The 14,459-nt window shown below is 67.7% G+C and carries 9 protein-coding genes; 1 reads left to right on the forward strand and 8 read right to left on the reverse strand.

All coding sequences use genetic code 11. The annotated features are described in order from the left end of the window. Positions 1–14: 14 nt before the first annotated feature. The 7 genes from CEK66_RS06465 to CEK66_RS06495 all read right to left on the reverse strand — a co-directional run bounded on the left by CEK66_RS06465 (position 15) and on the right by CEK66_RS06495 (position 12,077). The gene (locus CEK66_RS06465) at positions 15–2,501 is read right to left on the reverse strand and encodes an exo 1,3/1,4-beta-D-glucan glucohydrolase (protein WP_226978519.1); all 2,487 of its coding nucleotides are present in this window, start codon (positions 2,499–2,501) and stop codon (positions 15–17) included. An 88-nt stretch (positions 2,502–2,589) separates the two neighbouring features. Then, positions 2,590–3,924 (reverse strand): xylose isomerase, encoded by a 1,335-nt coding sequence (gene xylA, locus CEK66_RS06470; RefSeq protein ID WP_152236340.1) that lies wholly within the window; start codon positions 3,922–3,924, stop codon positions 2,590–2,592. A 44-nt stretch (positions 3,925–3,968) separates the two neighbouring features. Then, on the reverse strand, positions 3,969–5,471 hold the full coding sequence (gene xylB, locus CEK66_RS06475; RefSeq protein WP_152236341.1) for a xylulokinase: 1,503 nt from the start codon (positions 5,469–5,471) through the stop codon (positions 3,969–3,971). 54 nt (positions 5,472–5,525) lie between these two features. After that, positions 5,526–7,055 (reverse strand): tryptophan halogenase family protein, encoded by a 1,530-nt coding sequence (locus CEK66_RS06480; RefSeq protein WP_152236342.1) that lies wholly within the window; start codon positions 7,053–7,055, stop codon positions 5,526–5,528. Between the two features lie 13 nt (positions 7,056–7,068). Beyond that, a complete protein-coding gene (locus CEK66_RS06485) occupies positions 7,069–8,070 on the reverse strand; it encodes a cupin-like domain-containing protein (protein ID WP_152236343.1) in 1,002 nt (333 codons plus the stop codon). Positions 8,071–8,090: 20 nt separating this feature from the next. Beyond that, entirely contained in the window at positions 8,091–8,849 is a 759-nt protein-coding gene (locus tag CEK66_RS06490) for a SapC family protein (RefSeq protein WP_152236344.1), read from the reverse strand. A gap of 93 nt (positions 8,850–8,942) precedes the next feature. Continuing rightward, positions 8,943–12,077 carry a TonB-dependent receptor gene (locus tag CEK66_RS06495; RefSeq protein ID WP_152236345.1) on the reverse strand — a complete coding sequence of 1,045 codons (3,135 nt, stop codon included), beginning with the start codon at positions 12,075–12,077 and terminating at the stop codon, positions 8,943–8,945. A gap of 403 nt (positions 12,078–12,480) precedes the next feature. Here CEK66_RS06495 and CEK66_RS06500 point away from each other — a divergent pair, with 403 nt between their 5' ends. Beyond that, positions 12,481–13,458, forward strand: coding sequence for a LacI family DNA-binding transcriptional regulator (locus tag CEK66_RS06500; protein WP_255424689.1), 978 nt, complete (start codon positions 12,481–12,483; stop codon positions 13,456–13,458). Positions 13,459–13,862: 404 nt separating this feature from the next. On the opposite strand, the gene CEK66_RS20325 is transcribed toward CEK66_RS06500, so the two are convergent. Next, complete coding sequence (locus CEK66_RS20325; protein ID WP_193312586.1) at positions 13,863–14,351, reverse strand: hypothetical protein; 489 nt, start codon at positions 14,349–14,351, stop codon at positions 13,863–13,865. Positions 14,352–14,459: the final 108 nt, after the last annotated feature.

The raw sequence follows: 14,459 nt of genomic DNA on the forward strand, positions 1-14,459 counted from the left end.
CGCAGCACGCAGGCTCACGCACTCGGGCATGCGACAGTGCTCTCCGCTTCGTTCAATGCGCCGAGCGCGACCCGCGACACCGACAGCGTCATCGCGCCCGCCGTGGTCAATGCCCACGGACGATCCAGCTTGCTCAGATCCGCGCCGGCTGCCGCCAGGCACTTGAGCGGCACGCCCACGCGCTTCCACTGGCCGACCGGCAGGGCTGTCAGCGTCGGCCCGATCGCCACCCGCGCGGCGCAGCCGCTGCCGCAGCCGACCGCCAGCCACGCCTCGCCTTGCGGGGCAGCGTCCACGCGCAGCGTGGTCACCAGCATCAGGTCGCCGTTGCTCTCGCGCTGCAGGTCCAGCGGCGTATGCGACTGCAGCGCGACCACCGCCTCGCGTCCACCCGACCAGGCGAGGCGGCGGCCATCCTCCTGCGCCAGGTGGTCCACGCCGGTGACCTTGAGCAGCGCGCCGTCGAGCGATTCCGGCACGCGGGTGACGGTCACGCCCTGGCCGGTGCTGCCTTCCAGGCGCAGCGCCATGCCCGGGCCGGCCGCGCCGCGGGCGAAGAACACGCCGGCCGCAGCTTCGTTGCCGGTGAGGCCGGAGACTTCCGGCAACCTGGCCAGGTTGCCATTGTCGGCATAGCGCAGGCCGTAGCCGAAGGCGAACAGTGGGTCGTAGCCCTTCTGCCCCACGTTGTTGGCGTATTGCGTGGCCGTGCGCGGCCAACTGAAACTCAACTTGCCCTTGAAGTCGTGCTGCACGCCGCCCTGCGCGGTGCGCAGCAACACGTCGGCGATACCCGCGCCTTCCGAGCCGGGCAGCCACGCCGCCACGAAGGCATCGGCCGCGTTGAGTTCGCGGTTGACCCACAGCGGTCGCCCGCTGAGAAACACCGCGACCACAGGAATGCCGTCGGCCTTGAGCCGCTTGATCAGCGCCAGGTCGGTGTCGTCGCCCGGCTTGTAGGCCAGGGTCGGCCGATCGCCCTGGAACTCCGCGTAGGGATTCTCGCCGAACACCACCACCGCGACGTCCGGCCTGGTCGTGTACGTGCCGTCGACCGCCAGCACGGCCTCGCCGCCTGCGGCCTTGGCCTGCTGCGCGAAACCTTCGTAGATGGTGTCCGCATTCGGGAAGTCCTTGCGGGTGGTGCCGGTGCCCTGCCAGTTCAGCGTCCAGCCGCCGGCCTGCTTGCCGACGTCATTGGCGCCGTCGCCGGCCACCAGGATGCGCTGCTTCGGCGACAGCGGCAGCAGACCGCCCTGGTTCTTCAACAGCACCAGCGACTCGCGCACCGCCTGCCGTGCCACCGCGCGATGCGCCGGCGCGCCGATCAGCGCGAACTGCCCACCGACCGCGCGCGCCGACGGCTTGCCCGCCTCGAACAGACCCAGCCGCATCTTGACCCGCAGGATCCGGCGTACCGCATCGTCCAGGCGCTGTTGCGAGATGGTGCCGTTCTTCGCCGCCGCCAGCGCGGTGGTGTAGAAGCCCTTCCAACTGTCCGAGGCCATGGCCATGTCCAGGCCGGCGTTGATGGTGGCCGGGCAGTCGGTGGGCGTGCAGCCCTTGACCTGTCCGTGACCGTTCCAGTCGCCGACCACGAAGCCGCCGAAGTGCATGCGCCCCTTCAGCGCGTCGGTCAGGTAGGTCTTGTGACCGTGCATCTTTTCGCCGTTGACGCTGTTGAACGAGGCCATCGCGGTCTGCGCGCCGGCGGCGATGGCCGGGGGATAGCCCGCAGCATGGATACGGACCAGTTCGGCTTCGCCGATTTTGGTGTCGCCCTGGTCGCGGCCGTCGGTGGTGCCGCCATCACCCAGGAAATGCTTGACCGAGGCGATCACATGGCGGCCATTGAGGAAGTCCGGCGTACCCACCTTGCCCTGCAGCCCCTCGACCATCGCACCGGCGTAGCTGGCCACCACCTCGGGCGATTCCGAATAGCCCTCGTAGGTGCGTCCCCAGCGGTCGTCCTGCGGCACCGCCACGGTCGGCGCGAAGGTCCACTCCATGCCGGTGGCGCGGGTTTCCAGCGCGGTGATTTCGCCGATCCGGCGCAGCAGCGCCGGGTTGCGGGTCGCGCCCAGGCCGATGTTGTGCGGGAACAGCGTGGCGCCGACGATGTTGCTCTGCCCGTGCACGGCATCGATGCCGAACAGCATCGGAATCGCCTTGCCGCCATGCGAGGTGTCCATCGACGCCGCATAGAACGCATCGGCCAGCGCCAGCCATTCGGCCGGCGCGGCGTCGTAGCGGCCGCCGGGATCGGAATTGCCGCCGGCCAGGATCGACCCCAGGCGATATTTGCGTACGTCCTCCGGGGTGAGGCTGCCGATATCGCCCTGCACCAGTTGGCCGACCTTCTCCTCCACCGTCATGGTGGCGATCAGCGCGGTAAGGCGCTTTTCCAGCGCGGGATCCTCGGGCAGCGGCCAGGTCACGCTGGGCCAGGGGCTGGCCTCCGCGCGGGCGGGCGCCGCAGCCTGGACGTCGCCCTTGCACACGGCGAGCGCGAGCAGCAGCGCGGCCAGCAACGCGCCGGTGTGGCGTGTGGAACGGGTATCGGTCACGGCGCTCTCCTTGCCGCTGCGCTCAGCGCAGCAGGTACTGGTTGATCAGGTTCTCGTAGCGCTCCTGGCGGCCGCTGATCTGCCGCGGCTCGCCGCCCTTCGCGCCCAATGCCGCCAGCTCGGCGAGGCCGAGCGCACCGCGCGCGAACTGCTCGCCGGCGCCACTGTCGAAGCTGGCATATCGCTCCCGGCGCCACTGCTCCCAGGGCGAGTCGGTGAGCAGCGCGTGGGCCACTTCCAGCCCGCGGGCGAAGGCATCCATGCCGCCGATGTGGGCAATGAACAGATCCTCGAGTTCGGTGGACTCGCGGCGCACCTTGGCGTCGAAGTTCAGGCCGCCCTCCAGGCCGCCCTGGCGCAGCACCACCAGCATGGCGCCGACCGTGTCGTACAGATCGGTCGGAAACTGGTCGGTATCCCAGCCGTTCTGCGCGTTGCCGCGGTTGGCGTCGATGCTGCCCAGCAGGCCGTGGTCGGAAGCGACCTGCAGGTCGTGTTCGAAGGTGTGGCCGGACAGCGTGGCGTGGTTGGCCTCGATGTTGAGCTTGAAGTCCTTGTCCAGGCCGTGCGCCTTCAGAAAGCCCGCCACCGTCGCGCTGTCGAAGTCGTACTGGTGCTTCATCGGCTCCATCGGCTTGGGCTCGATCAGGAAGTTGCCTTTCAGGCCGATGCTGCGGCCGTAGTCGCGCGCCATGGTCAGGAAGCGCGCGAAGTGCTCCAGTTCGCGTTTCATCTGCGTGTTGACCAGCGAGGCATAGCCTTCGCGGCCGCCCCAGAACACGTAATGCTCGCCGCCCAGTTCCACCGTCGCTTCCAGCGCCGCCTTCACCTGCACGGCGGCGCGCGCCACCACGGCGAAATCGGGATTGGTCGCGGCACCGTTCATGTAGCGCGGATGCGAGAACAGATTCGCCGTGCCCCACAGCAGCTTCATGCCGGTCGCGTCCTGGCGCGCCTTGGCCAGGCCCACCATGTGCTTGAGGTTCTTCTCGTACTGCGCGGCATCGTCGGCATCCGGCGCCAGGTCGATGTCGTGGAAGCACCAGTACGGAACGCCGAGCTTGGTGAAGAACTCGAACGCCGCATCCACCTTCGCCTCGGCGCTGGCCATCGGCGCGCCGACCTCCCACGGGAAATGGCGCGTGCCCGGGCCGAACGGGTCCTGCCCGGCATTGCAGAAGGTGTGCCAGTAGCAGACTGCAAAGCGCAGATGGTCCTGCATGGTCTTGCCGCCGACGACCTTGTTGGGGTCATAGACCTTGAAGGCCAGCGGGTTGTCCGAGCCACGGCCCTCGAAGGGGATGCGGCCGATGCCGGGGAAGTATTCCTTGGCGCCGATGAAGGGCTGGGTGTGCATGGTGCGGGTTCCTGTCGTGGTGGGAGGGAGTGCGAAACGGAGGATCAACCGCGGAACAGCGGCATGACGGCATCGAGGTGGCGCAGGAAGCGCGCATAGGCCGCGGCATAGGCCTGGGTGCGCGCCGGATCCGGACGGGCAGACCGTTGCGGATCCACCGCCACATGCTGTTGCGCGATGTCGGCAATGGAAGCGGCATCGCCGCGTGCCAGGCCCACCGCCCACAGCGCCTGCAAGGCGGCGCCGAATGCCGCGCCTTCCGGCTGCATGGGCACGTCCACCGGCAGGCCGAACACATCGGCCACCAGCTGCCGCCACGCGCCGCTGTTGCCGCCGCCGCCGGTCAGCACGATGCGCTCGAAGCGCATGCCGGCGCGCACGAACGCGTCGAAGCCGTACTTCAGGCTGTAGGTCGCCCCTTCCATCGCCGCGCGATAGAGGTGGGCCGGGGTCATGTTGTGCGTGTCCAGGCCCGCCAGCACCCCCTTGCCCAGCGGCAGGTCGGGCGTGCGCTCGCCGTTGAGGAACGGCAGCATCACCAGGCCGTCGGCACCGGGCGCGGTGGCGTGCAGATGCGCATCGCCGTCGCGTGTGCTGAAGCCGAACGCGGCGGCGACCTGCTCGGTCGCCACGGTGCAGTTCATGGTGCAGATCAGCGGCAACCAGCCGCCGGTGGAGGAGCAGAACGCGGCCCACGCGCCGTCCGGGTCGACCACCGGCGTGTCGGAGTAGGCGAACAGGGTGCCGGAGGTGCCCAGACTCATCGCCAGGCGGCCGGGCACGACGCAGCCGGTGCCGATGGCCGCCATCATGTTGTCGCCGCCGCCGACGGCGACCTTCAGCGTCGCCGGCAGACCGAACATGTGCGCGGCGGCGGGGTCGATGTCGAACAAGGCATCGGGCGCGGCGAAACGCGGCAGGCAAGCCGCCAGATCGCGCTGCGGATCGGTGGCGCGCAACAGCTCGGTCGACCAGGTGCGCGTGCGCACGTCCAGCCAGCCCGTGCCCGAGGCGTCGCCGTACTCGCAGAAGCGCTGGCCGGTCAGCACGAAGTTGAGGTAGTCGTGCGGCAGCAGGATCGTGGCGAGCCGCGCATAGGCATCGGGCCGGTGCGTCTTGGTCCACGGCAGCTTGGAGGCGGTGTAACCGGTGAGGATCGGATTGCCCGCCAGCGCGATGGTGCGCGCCGCGCCGCCGAGCGCGTCCATGATCTGCACGCACTCGGCCGAGGTGCTGGTGTCGCACCACAGCTTGGCCGGTGCCAGCACCTCGCCTGCCGCATCGACCGGCACGAAGCCATGCTGCTGGCCGGAGACCGCCAGCGCGGCGAGGCGCGAGCGCAGCGCAGGATCGATGGCGTGGAAGCAGATCTGCAGGGCCGCGACCCAGTCGGCCGGATGTTGTTCACGGCTGCCATCGGCGGCGGAATGCAACTCCAGCGGCGCGCTGCTGCTGGCCACGACGCTGCGCCCGACCGGGTCGTAGACCACGACCTTCAGGCTCTGCGTTCCCGCATCGATTCCGGCTACCAGTTCCCTTTCTTCCACGTCGTACCGCCTTTTCGTTAGCGCTATCATTTTTGGACGACAGCGTGTGTGCCGTTACGCCAGGGATACGCTCCGCTGCCAGACGTCCGGGGTCGCCTTGCAGTAGCGTTCGATGAACTCCGCCTGCGACGGCATCGCCGCGCTGGCCTGCTGCAGCGGCTGCCGGATCCGCGTCAGCAGCGTGCGCAGATCCGCATCGCCGATGGCGGCGGCCAGCGGATGCGGCGGTCCCGGCTGGATGCCCTGCCCCAGCAACACGCTGGTCCAGGAATCCACGCGGAACAACTCGCCCGGGTCCTGCCAGGCGTGCGCCCGCTCGCGCCAGGCGCGCAGCCGGATCGCCAGCGACTCGGGCAGCGCCATCTCGCGGCAGGCTTTCCACATCGGCTCGTCGCGCTGGGTGGCGTGGTAGTGCAGGATGATGAAATCGCGCACGTGCTCCATCTCCTGGCGACTGACCGTGTTGTACAGCTCCACCAGCGCCGGGCTGATGCCGTCGTGTGGAAACAGCTGGATCAGGCGCACCACCGCACTGATGGTCAGGTGGATGCTGGTCGATTCCAGCGGCTCGATGAAGCCGCTGGCCAGGCCCAGCGCGACAACATTCCTGTTCCAGGCCTGCAACCTGCGCCCGCTGCGGAACGGCACCAGCCACGGGTCGCGCAGCGGCGGGCCGTCGACGTCGCGCAGCAGCTTGGCGTGCGCCTCGTCGTCGGACATGTGGCGACTGGAGAACACCAGCCCGCAGCCGACCCGATGCTGCAGGGCGATATGCCAGCGCCACCCGGCCTCGTGCGCGATGGCACGGGTATACGGCACCGGCGGCGCGACCGCCTCGGTCTGCACCGCGACGGCGCGATCGCTGGGCAACCACTCGCGCCAGTCCTCGTAGCCGGTGTGCAGGGTCTGCTCGGTCAGCAGGCCGCGGAAGCCGGTGCAGTCGATGAACAGGTCGCCGTCGATGACCTGCCCGTCTTCCAGCAGCAGCGACGCGACGGAGCCGTCGTGCGCATGTTTCCGCACCTCGCGGATCTGCCCTTCCACCCGGCGCAGCCCGTACCCTTCGGCCTTCTTGCGCAGGAACTTCGCGTAGAGCGCGGCATCGAAGTGATAGGCGTAGTTGACCTGCGGCTGGGTCTCCAGCGAGAACCGGTCCGCACGCGAGGCGACGCTTTCCAGGCAGAAGTCGCCCAGGTCCGACGGCATGCCGCGGCGCAGGCTGTCCAGCCAGAAATGATGGAACGGCGTGGCCCAGGTGCCCTGCCCGATGGTGCCGAACGGATGGATGAAGCGATCGCCGGGGCGGCGCCAGTGCTCGAACGAGATAGACAGCTTGAACGTGCCGGCGACGGCGCGCAGGAACTCCTGCTCGTCGATCTGCAGGAAGCGGTGGAAGGTGCGGATCGGCGGCACGGTCGACTCGCCGACGCCCACCGTGCCGATCTGCTCGGACTCCACCAGGGTGATGTCCAGGCGATCGCGGAACTGGTGGGCCAGCGCGCAGCCGGCCAGCCAGCCCGCGGTGCCGCCGCCGGCGATGACGACCTTGCGGATGCGTCCGTCCGTTGTGGTGGCAAGGTTCAAGGTGATGCTCCCATCAGCGATTCAGCCGCGCCAGCAACTGCGCGCGCGCGCGGCGCGCCCGTGCCTCGTCGAATGGCGCCAGTTCGCCCCGCGCGGCCTCGGGCAGGTGCTGGCCTGCACATTCGCCGGGGCCGAACACGTAGTAATCGAAGAGCTTGGCCCAGGCCTGTTTCTCGCGCGCCGGCAGATCGCGCAACGCCCACATCGCGTGCTGCAGCGCCGTCAGCGGCGAGGGCAGGAAGGCCGGCGCACTACGCCACCAGTAGTTCACCAGCACGTTGAACGGCGCGAGGCTGCGTACGTTGTGCCACCACATGCTGGGGATGAACAGCGCATCGCCCGGCTCCAGCTCGGCGTGCCGTGCGCTGGCCAGCGCATCACGGAAACGCGGATAACGCGCGAAGTCGGGGCGGTCGACATCCACCACGCTGACCACCTGGCCGCCCGGCGTCGGCTCCAGCGGCCCCGGATACAGGTTGTCGATCTGCTCGGGCGGAAACAGGGTGAAGTGGCGCCGGCCCACCGCACAGCAGGCCAGGTTGTCCGGCGTGTCGAAATGGCAGGACGCCGTGACCCGGTTGCCGATCCAGATGCTCGGCGGCGCATCGATGCCCTGCCCGGCCAGGCCAGCATCGTTGGCCTGCGCGAAACCCGGCAGCGCCCGCGCGATCGGCAGCGACGCGACATAGTAGGTGGGCGGCCGCGGATCCTCGAAGGTCGCGGCGATCGCCTCCAGCACCTGCGTGAGCGGTCCGCGGCGGACCTCGAAATTCAACGCGGTGAACTCGGCGTTGTAGAACGGGCGTCCCTCGATCCCGGGTTCGCCGAAGGAATACGGCACCGGCACGCCCGCATCGAACCCGCGCAGGTAGGCCATTGCGTCCTGCGTGGAACGCAGCCCGGCCTGCACCAGTCCCCAGTCGCGCGCGATGCCGCGTAACACCACCGGCTCCCCGGCCGCCACCAGCGCCTGCAGTGGCAATGCAGTGGGTTGCACGCCTTCCAGTGTCCGCATGGCTGCGCCGTCCGGCACGCTCAGTTCCTGCCTGCCGCGCCGGCGGCATCCTGCAGGCGCAGGCGTCGCTGCTTCTCGGCGATCAGGCGGCGCATGTTGTGCAGCGAGGCCAGCATCAGATACGCGCCTTCCAGATAGCCGGCGCGGTTGAGCGCGGCCAGCGCGACGCCGTCCAGTTGGGCCAGGCGCTCACGGTCGATCGCATGCAGGCCGTTGACGCCCACCCGATGCTGCGCATCGAGCTGCACGTCGAGCGCCACCGGCTGGATCAAGCCGTGTGCATGGAGCGCGGCGAACATGTCCGCACCGAAGGCACTGCCCTCGTGGATGCCGCGCAGCACCGTGGCGATGTGGTCGAGATAGGGCGTGTTGCCGCCCTGCGGCAGGAACACCGGCTCGCCCTGCATCGCCGTCACCCGCGGATGCTCCATGTCCACGTGCAGCACCGCTTCCTGGGTGAGCACGCCATCGATGCGCTGCTCCTGGAAGCCGATCAGGAACGGCCCCTTGGCCGCCGCCCCGGGCAGATACGAGGCCGTCCAGCGCCGCTCGTGCAGGAACAGGTTCTCGTGCTGCTCGAACCCCAGCAGCGCCACCGACTGCCAGGCGCCGTCCGCCGGGTCCTTGCGCAGGAAGATCGGATATTCCCGCTGCAACTCGGCGAACTCGCTCGGGTAGGCCGGCAGCATGCCCACCGCGTCGCCGAACTCCGGACCGAAGTCGGTGGCCACGCGCAGGTCGCGATGGGCGATGTTGTTGAGCATCTCGTAACGCGGCATGGTGATGCGTACTCCCCTCTGGAGCCCGGCACAAGGTGCCGCCGCAACAGCGGCGACACCCGTGCGACATGCGAAGAAGGACTCCCCGCTTCTTCAGAACTTGTAGCGAACGCCCAGCATATAACGCGGGCTCTGGTCGGCCAGCTTCACGATCATCTTCGAGGTGCGCGAGCGCCAGCGCACGTCCTCGCCGGTCAGGTTGATCGCCTCCAGGCCGAACGACCAGTGGTCGTTCAACGTGTAGTTCACGCTGAGATCCCACTGTTCGTAGGGTTCCACATAGTACGGATTGCGGCTGGTACCCTGGTTGGCCAGGATCAGGTACTGGTCGCGCCAGTTCCAGGCCAGGCGCACCGACCAGCCGTACTTCTCGTACATCAGCACCGCGTTGGCGGTGTCGCTCAGGCCGGTGAGCGCGAACTGGTCGATGCCCGGGTCGCCACCGTTGTCGTAGCCGACGTCGCCCTTGACGATGGTGTAGTTGGCGAGGATGCCGAACCCGGTGTCGCCGAGGAAGTACTGCCCGCCGAGCTCCCAGCCGTGCAGCTTGGCCTGGTTCTGGTTGATCGGACGGTTGACGTTGAACTCGTACAGCGGATCGTCGGCCTCGCCGTAGAGATCGTAGGCCGCTTCGGTCGCCAGCACCTGCGCACCGGTGCCGTTGTAGGCGGCCAGGCCGGCCGGGTTGTTGCGCAGCAGGGCCAGCGCGGTGAACAGCGAGGTGTCGTTGGCCGAGCAGGCCGCCGCATTGGCCGGGCCGACCTGGGCCAGACAGGCGCCGCTGGTGAGGAACGCCAGCGCCGACTTCGCGTCCGGACCCGAGGTGGGATCGCGCAGGCCGTACAGATTCTCCTGCACGACGGTGTTGCCGATGAAGTTGTTGACCGACTTGTTCCAGTACGTCACCGACAGGTAGCTCGCATCGGCGAAGTACCACTCCAGCGCCAGGTCGAGGTTGTCGGATTCCAGTGGCTTCAGCGCAGGATTCTGCGCGTTGCCGCTGGCCCGCGAGGACGGATCGATCAGCACCGACCCGAACGGCTGCTGTGCCCCGGCACCGGCATACAGGTTGCCGATCGGCGCGCGTGCGATGCTCTTGCCGAACGAGACACGGCCCTTCAGCGTGTCGGTGAGGTCGATGCTGAAATCGAGGTTGGGCAGGATGTAGCTGTACGTGGTCTTCTCGCTGAACGGCTGCTGCTCGTTGGACAGCAGTACGCGGAAGTCGTTGTTGGACTGCCACTGGATCGCTTCGGGCGTGGCGATGATCGAGGTCGACACCACGTCGGTGGTTTCGTAGCGCACGCCGAGCCGGGTATTGGTGCGCCGACCGGCCAGCTCGCCATCCAGTTCCACCTGGAAATACGCCGAGCGGGTCTTCTCCTCCACGAAGTTGTCGGCGGCGCGCTGCGGGCTCACGCCCAGGCCGACGCCGTACTGGCTGGCCGCCCATTCCGCCAGCCGGCCCGCATCGCCGCGCCATGCCGGCCAACTCGTCCCGCTGTAGTCATGGAACAGGCCGATGATGTTGACCGGCTGCATCAGGTTCATCAGGCCGCCGGCGGTATCGCGGTCGACGTTGGCCACGCCCCAGTCGCCCAGCGTGGAATACGCCTCGGCCGCCTGGATGCGGTGGGTGGTCGACTTGTTGGTGTCCACGCCGAACTGGAAGCGGCCCTGGTCGAAGCTCCATTCGCCGTCGACGCGCGCCTGCTTGATCTGGCTGATCTGGCTCTGCGAGTTGACCCGCAGCACCTGCGAACCGATCTCGCCGGGCACGAAGCCCGGATTGACCACGCCATTGGCCTTGGCCGCGGCAGCGGCGTCGCTCGGATACCAGACCTGGGTGCCGATCGGCAGGCCATTGTTGAAGTTCAGCTCCTGCACCCAGGAGCCGCCGCAGTGCGGCCCGGTGGTGCAGTTGTTGGTGCCGGCGATGCTCATGAAGAGGGAGCCGCCGCCGGTCAGCGGATCGTTGGGGCGGCTTTCGTTCTTCGAGTCGTGCGCGTCGAAGCTGAGCTTGAGCCGGTCGGTCACGTTCCACACCGCATTCAGGCCGAGCGAGCCCAGCTTGTACTTCTGCATGCTGCGCTGCTGCTCAAGGCCGAAATCCTTGGTGCCGGCGATTTCGCGGATGTAGGTCGGCACGGCCACCGCGCCGCTGGTATCGAACGTCACATCGGTGTAGTTGCTGTTCTGCAGCCACATGCCCTGCTCGCCACGATTCTCGGTGATCTCGTTGGTCGAGTAGGTGTAGTCCAGGGTCAGGGTCAGGCTGTCGGTGGGCGCGAACTGCAGCACTGCCTGGCCGTTGACGCGCTCGCGTTCGAACTCGGAGAACGCATAGCGCAGGTCGTTCGGCCGGGCGTACAGCGCGCCGATCTGCGGCGCATTGACCACGGTCGGATTGCCGGGCATCGAGCCCGTCCACGGCTGCACGTTCCAATAGTTTTCGGTGGCCTGCACCGAGCCGCCCTTGCGCTTCTGGTAGCTCGCGCTCACGCCGACGCCGAAGGTCTTGTCCGGATTGCTGTAGCTGAAGATGCCCGACAGTTCCGGGGTGATGTCGTTGTCGAACGGCTGGCTGCGGTCGGAGACGGCCTTGGCGCCGGCACTGGCGACGATGCCCTGGTGGTCGAATGGGCGCGCAGTCAGGATGTTGATGGTGGCGCCGATGCCGCCGCTGGGCATGTTGGCCTGGCTGGTCTTGTAGACCTCGATGCCATTGATCGCTTCGGCAGCCAGCTGGGCGAAGTTGAAGGCACGGGTGCCGCCGTCGACCCCGCCGATGGCGACCTGGCCGGCAGCGCCGAACGCATCGGCGCCCGGCATCTGCCGCCCGTTGAGCGTCACCATGTTGAACTGCGGGCCGAAGCCGCGCGCGGTGACCTGCGCGCCTTCGCCATCGCGCCGTTCGATGGAGATGCCGGTGATGCGCTGCAGCGACTCGGCCAGGTTGGTATCGGGGAACTTGCCGATGTCTTCGGCACTGATGGCATCCACCACGCCCGCGGCGTCGCGCTTGATGTCCATCGCCTGGCTGAGGCTGTTGCGCAGGCCGGTGACCTGGACCGTGTCCAGCTGCGTCGGGCTGCTCTGCGCCTGTTGCTCTGCCGCCGGCGGCGTCTGCGTCGACGCGTCCTGTGCGAATGCGGGATTGATGACCAGGACGCCACCGACGAAGGTGAACATGGCCCTGGATTTGAACTTCGCCAGCGTGCGGCTCATGGACGAGCCCCCAGGTCTGGGCTACGACGAAACATAGAAGCGCTCATGACTCTCCCCTCTGACATGCGATCGATGGATGTACCGCCCCTCCCCTAAGAGGCACGCACGGGCGATGCCCGTCTTCCACGCCGAACATCGCAGCGCGCTCTGCGGTCGCTGCGACTCAAAACTCCGTTTCAGGATTGCCAGACGACGCGCGATAAAGGCTCCCCCCGAGCCCGACTGCCGCTGATTGATAGCGCTATCATCGCGTCACGGCGCAGACTACGCACCCGGGACATCGCTTGTCATCATGCGTCGCAACAAAGGACGGCATTCCTTGAAGAACACCCCCAAAACGACGCGTCGAAGAGGGAACGCCATCACCATCGACGACGTCGCGGCGCATGCGGGCGTCTCGCCGATGACCGTCTCGCGCGTCACCCACGGTCACGCCGGCGTGCGCGAGAGCACGCGCGAGCGGGTGATGCGCAGCGTGCGCGCACTGGACTACCGGCCCAACCCGGCCGCCAGCGCGCTCGCCGCCGCGCAGCACACCTGCATCGCGTTGATCTACACCAACCCCAGCTCCAGCTATCTGCGCGAACTGCTGGTCGGCGCGCTGCGCGGTTCGACCCGCGTGGCGGCGCAACTGGTAATCGCCACGTGGGACGGACTGGGTCCGCGGGCACGCCGCGAGGCCGCACGCACGCTCTGCAGCAGCGTGGCAGGGGTGATTCTCCCCGCGCCCTTGTGCGAATCGAAAGCCATCGTCGCCGTGTTCGTCGACGCCGGGATTCCCGTCGTCTCCATTGCGTCGAGCCGATTCAGCGACAGGCTGTCCTGCGTGCACATCGACGATCGCCGTGCCAGCCATGACATGGTCTCGCACCTGATCGCGCACGGGCATAACCGCATCGGCTACATCACCGGCGACCCGAACCAGACCGCCAGTGCGCACCGCTGGCAGGGTTACCGCGATGCCCTGGCGGATGCGGGCATCGACTACGACGCCGCGCTCGTGCAGCCGGGCGACTTCACTTATCGCGCCGGGCTAGAGGCCGCCGAGCGACTGTTGGCGTTGCGGGCACGCCCCAGTGCGATTTTCGCGAGCAACGACGACATGGCCTCGGCGGTGGTGTCGGTGGCGCATCGTCGCCGCCTGAAGGTGCCGGAGGATCTGTCGGTGGTGGGATTCGACGACACGTCGGCGTCGACGATGGTGTGGCCGGAGCTGACCACCATCCATCAGCCGGTGGCGGACATGACGGATGCGGCCATCGATCTGCTGCTGCGGGAGATCCGGCAGGGGGCCGGTTCGGGGCGTACCTGCGTCAATCATGTTGTGCCGCACCGGCTGGTCGCGCGCGATTCCGTCTCGGGGCCGCTGCTGGGTCGCTAGCTTCTTATCGTCGGGCGCGGACTGGGGGGAGAACGTCGAGGAACGTCCGTGCCTCATGCGCGTCGCACAGCTGCACCGTCAGCGAGTACTGCTGTTGCTGTTGCTGTTGCTGTTGCTCTTGCAGTGGCTTTGGCTTTTGACTTGCCGGGTCCCCTTCCGAAGCGGCGGCCATCACGGGGAAAAACCCCGAAGGGGCGGCGCACATGGACGTGCGCCGTCCGCGGCAGGGGCAGGATGCCCCTTCCGCGGATCCCCGCGATGGACGCGGACCCGGAGCGCGTTAGCGCGGAGGGCGCGAGGCAGGGTGTGCTTTCTTTTGGTTACTTTTCTTTGCACAAGCAAAGAAAAGTAACTCGCCGCCAGGCGAAAGCTTTGCTCTTGAAGATGCTGCCGCCGTAGCTGAATTACAGGAGCGGCTTCAGCCGCGACAGACACAACAGACACAACGGACTCTCGCTGTCGCGGCTGAAGCCGCTCTTACAGATCTTCTCGTCCGACAGACAGACTTCAAGCAACGGCAGCAGCAACAGCAAAGGCTTTAAAGGCTTTCGCCCTTTCGGGCGAGTTACTTTTCTTTGCTCGCGCAAAGAAAAGGTAACCAAAAGAAAGCGCGCCCTGCCTACGCGCCCTCCGCGCTGCGCGCTCCGGGTCCGCGAACCAGACGGGATCCGCGGAAGGGGCATCCTGCCCCTGCCGCGGACGGCGCACATCCATGTGCGCCGCCCTTCGGGTTTTTCCCGCCTGGTTCGCCGCTTCGGAAGGGAACCCGGTAAGTCAAAAGCCAGAACAACAGCAACAACAGAAGCAAGAGCAAGAGCAACAGCAACGGTAAAGGCAAAGGCAACGGCAACGGCAACGGCGTGGATCAGCTTGCTCTGGCGCAGCGCGGACACTCACGACACAACACCCATACCGCCGCCCACACGTCACCAACACATAGACCACTCGCCACCCACTGCATCGACCAGGTCGTCGACAAGATCGCCGCACCAGTGCGCGCC

The organism is Xanthomonas sp. LMG 12460, assembly GCF_009192895.1.
GTDB classification, from domain to species: Bacteria; Pseudomonadota; Gammaproteobacteria; order Xanthomonadales; family Xanthomonadaceae; genus Xanthomonas_A; species Xanthomonas_A sontii.

Excerpts from the sequence above, each read along its gene's own strand:
- xylA (WP_152236340.1), bottom strand. The coding sequence starts at position 3,924 with ATGCACACCCAGCCCTTCATCGGCGCCAAGGAATACTTCCCCGGCATC.
- CEK66_RS06495 (WP_152236345.1), bottom strand. The coding sequence starts at position 12,077 with ATGAGCCGCACGCTGGCGAAGTTCAAATCCAGGGCCATGTTCACCTTC.
- CEK66_RS06500 (WP_255424689.1), top strand. The coding sequence starts at position 12,481 with ATGACCGTCTCGCGCGTCACCCACGGTCACGCCGGCGTGCGCGAGAGC.
- CEK66_RS06490 (WP_152236344.1), bottom strand. The coding sequence starts at position 8,849 with ATGCCGCGTTACGAGATGCTCAACAACATCGCCCATCGCGACCTGCGC.
- CEK66_RS06485 (WP_152236343.1), bottom strand. The coding sequence starts at position 8,070 with ATGCGGACACTGGAAGGCGTGCAACCCACTGCATTGCCACTGCAGGCG.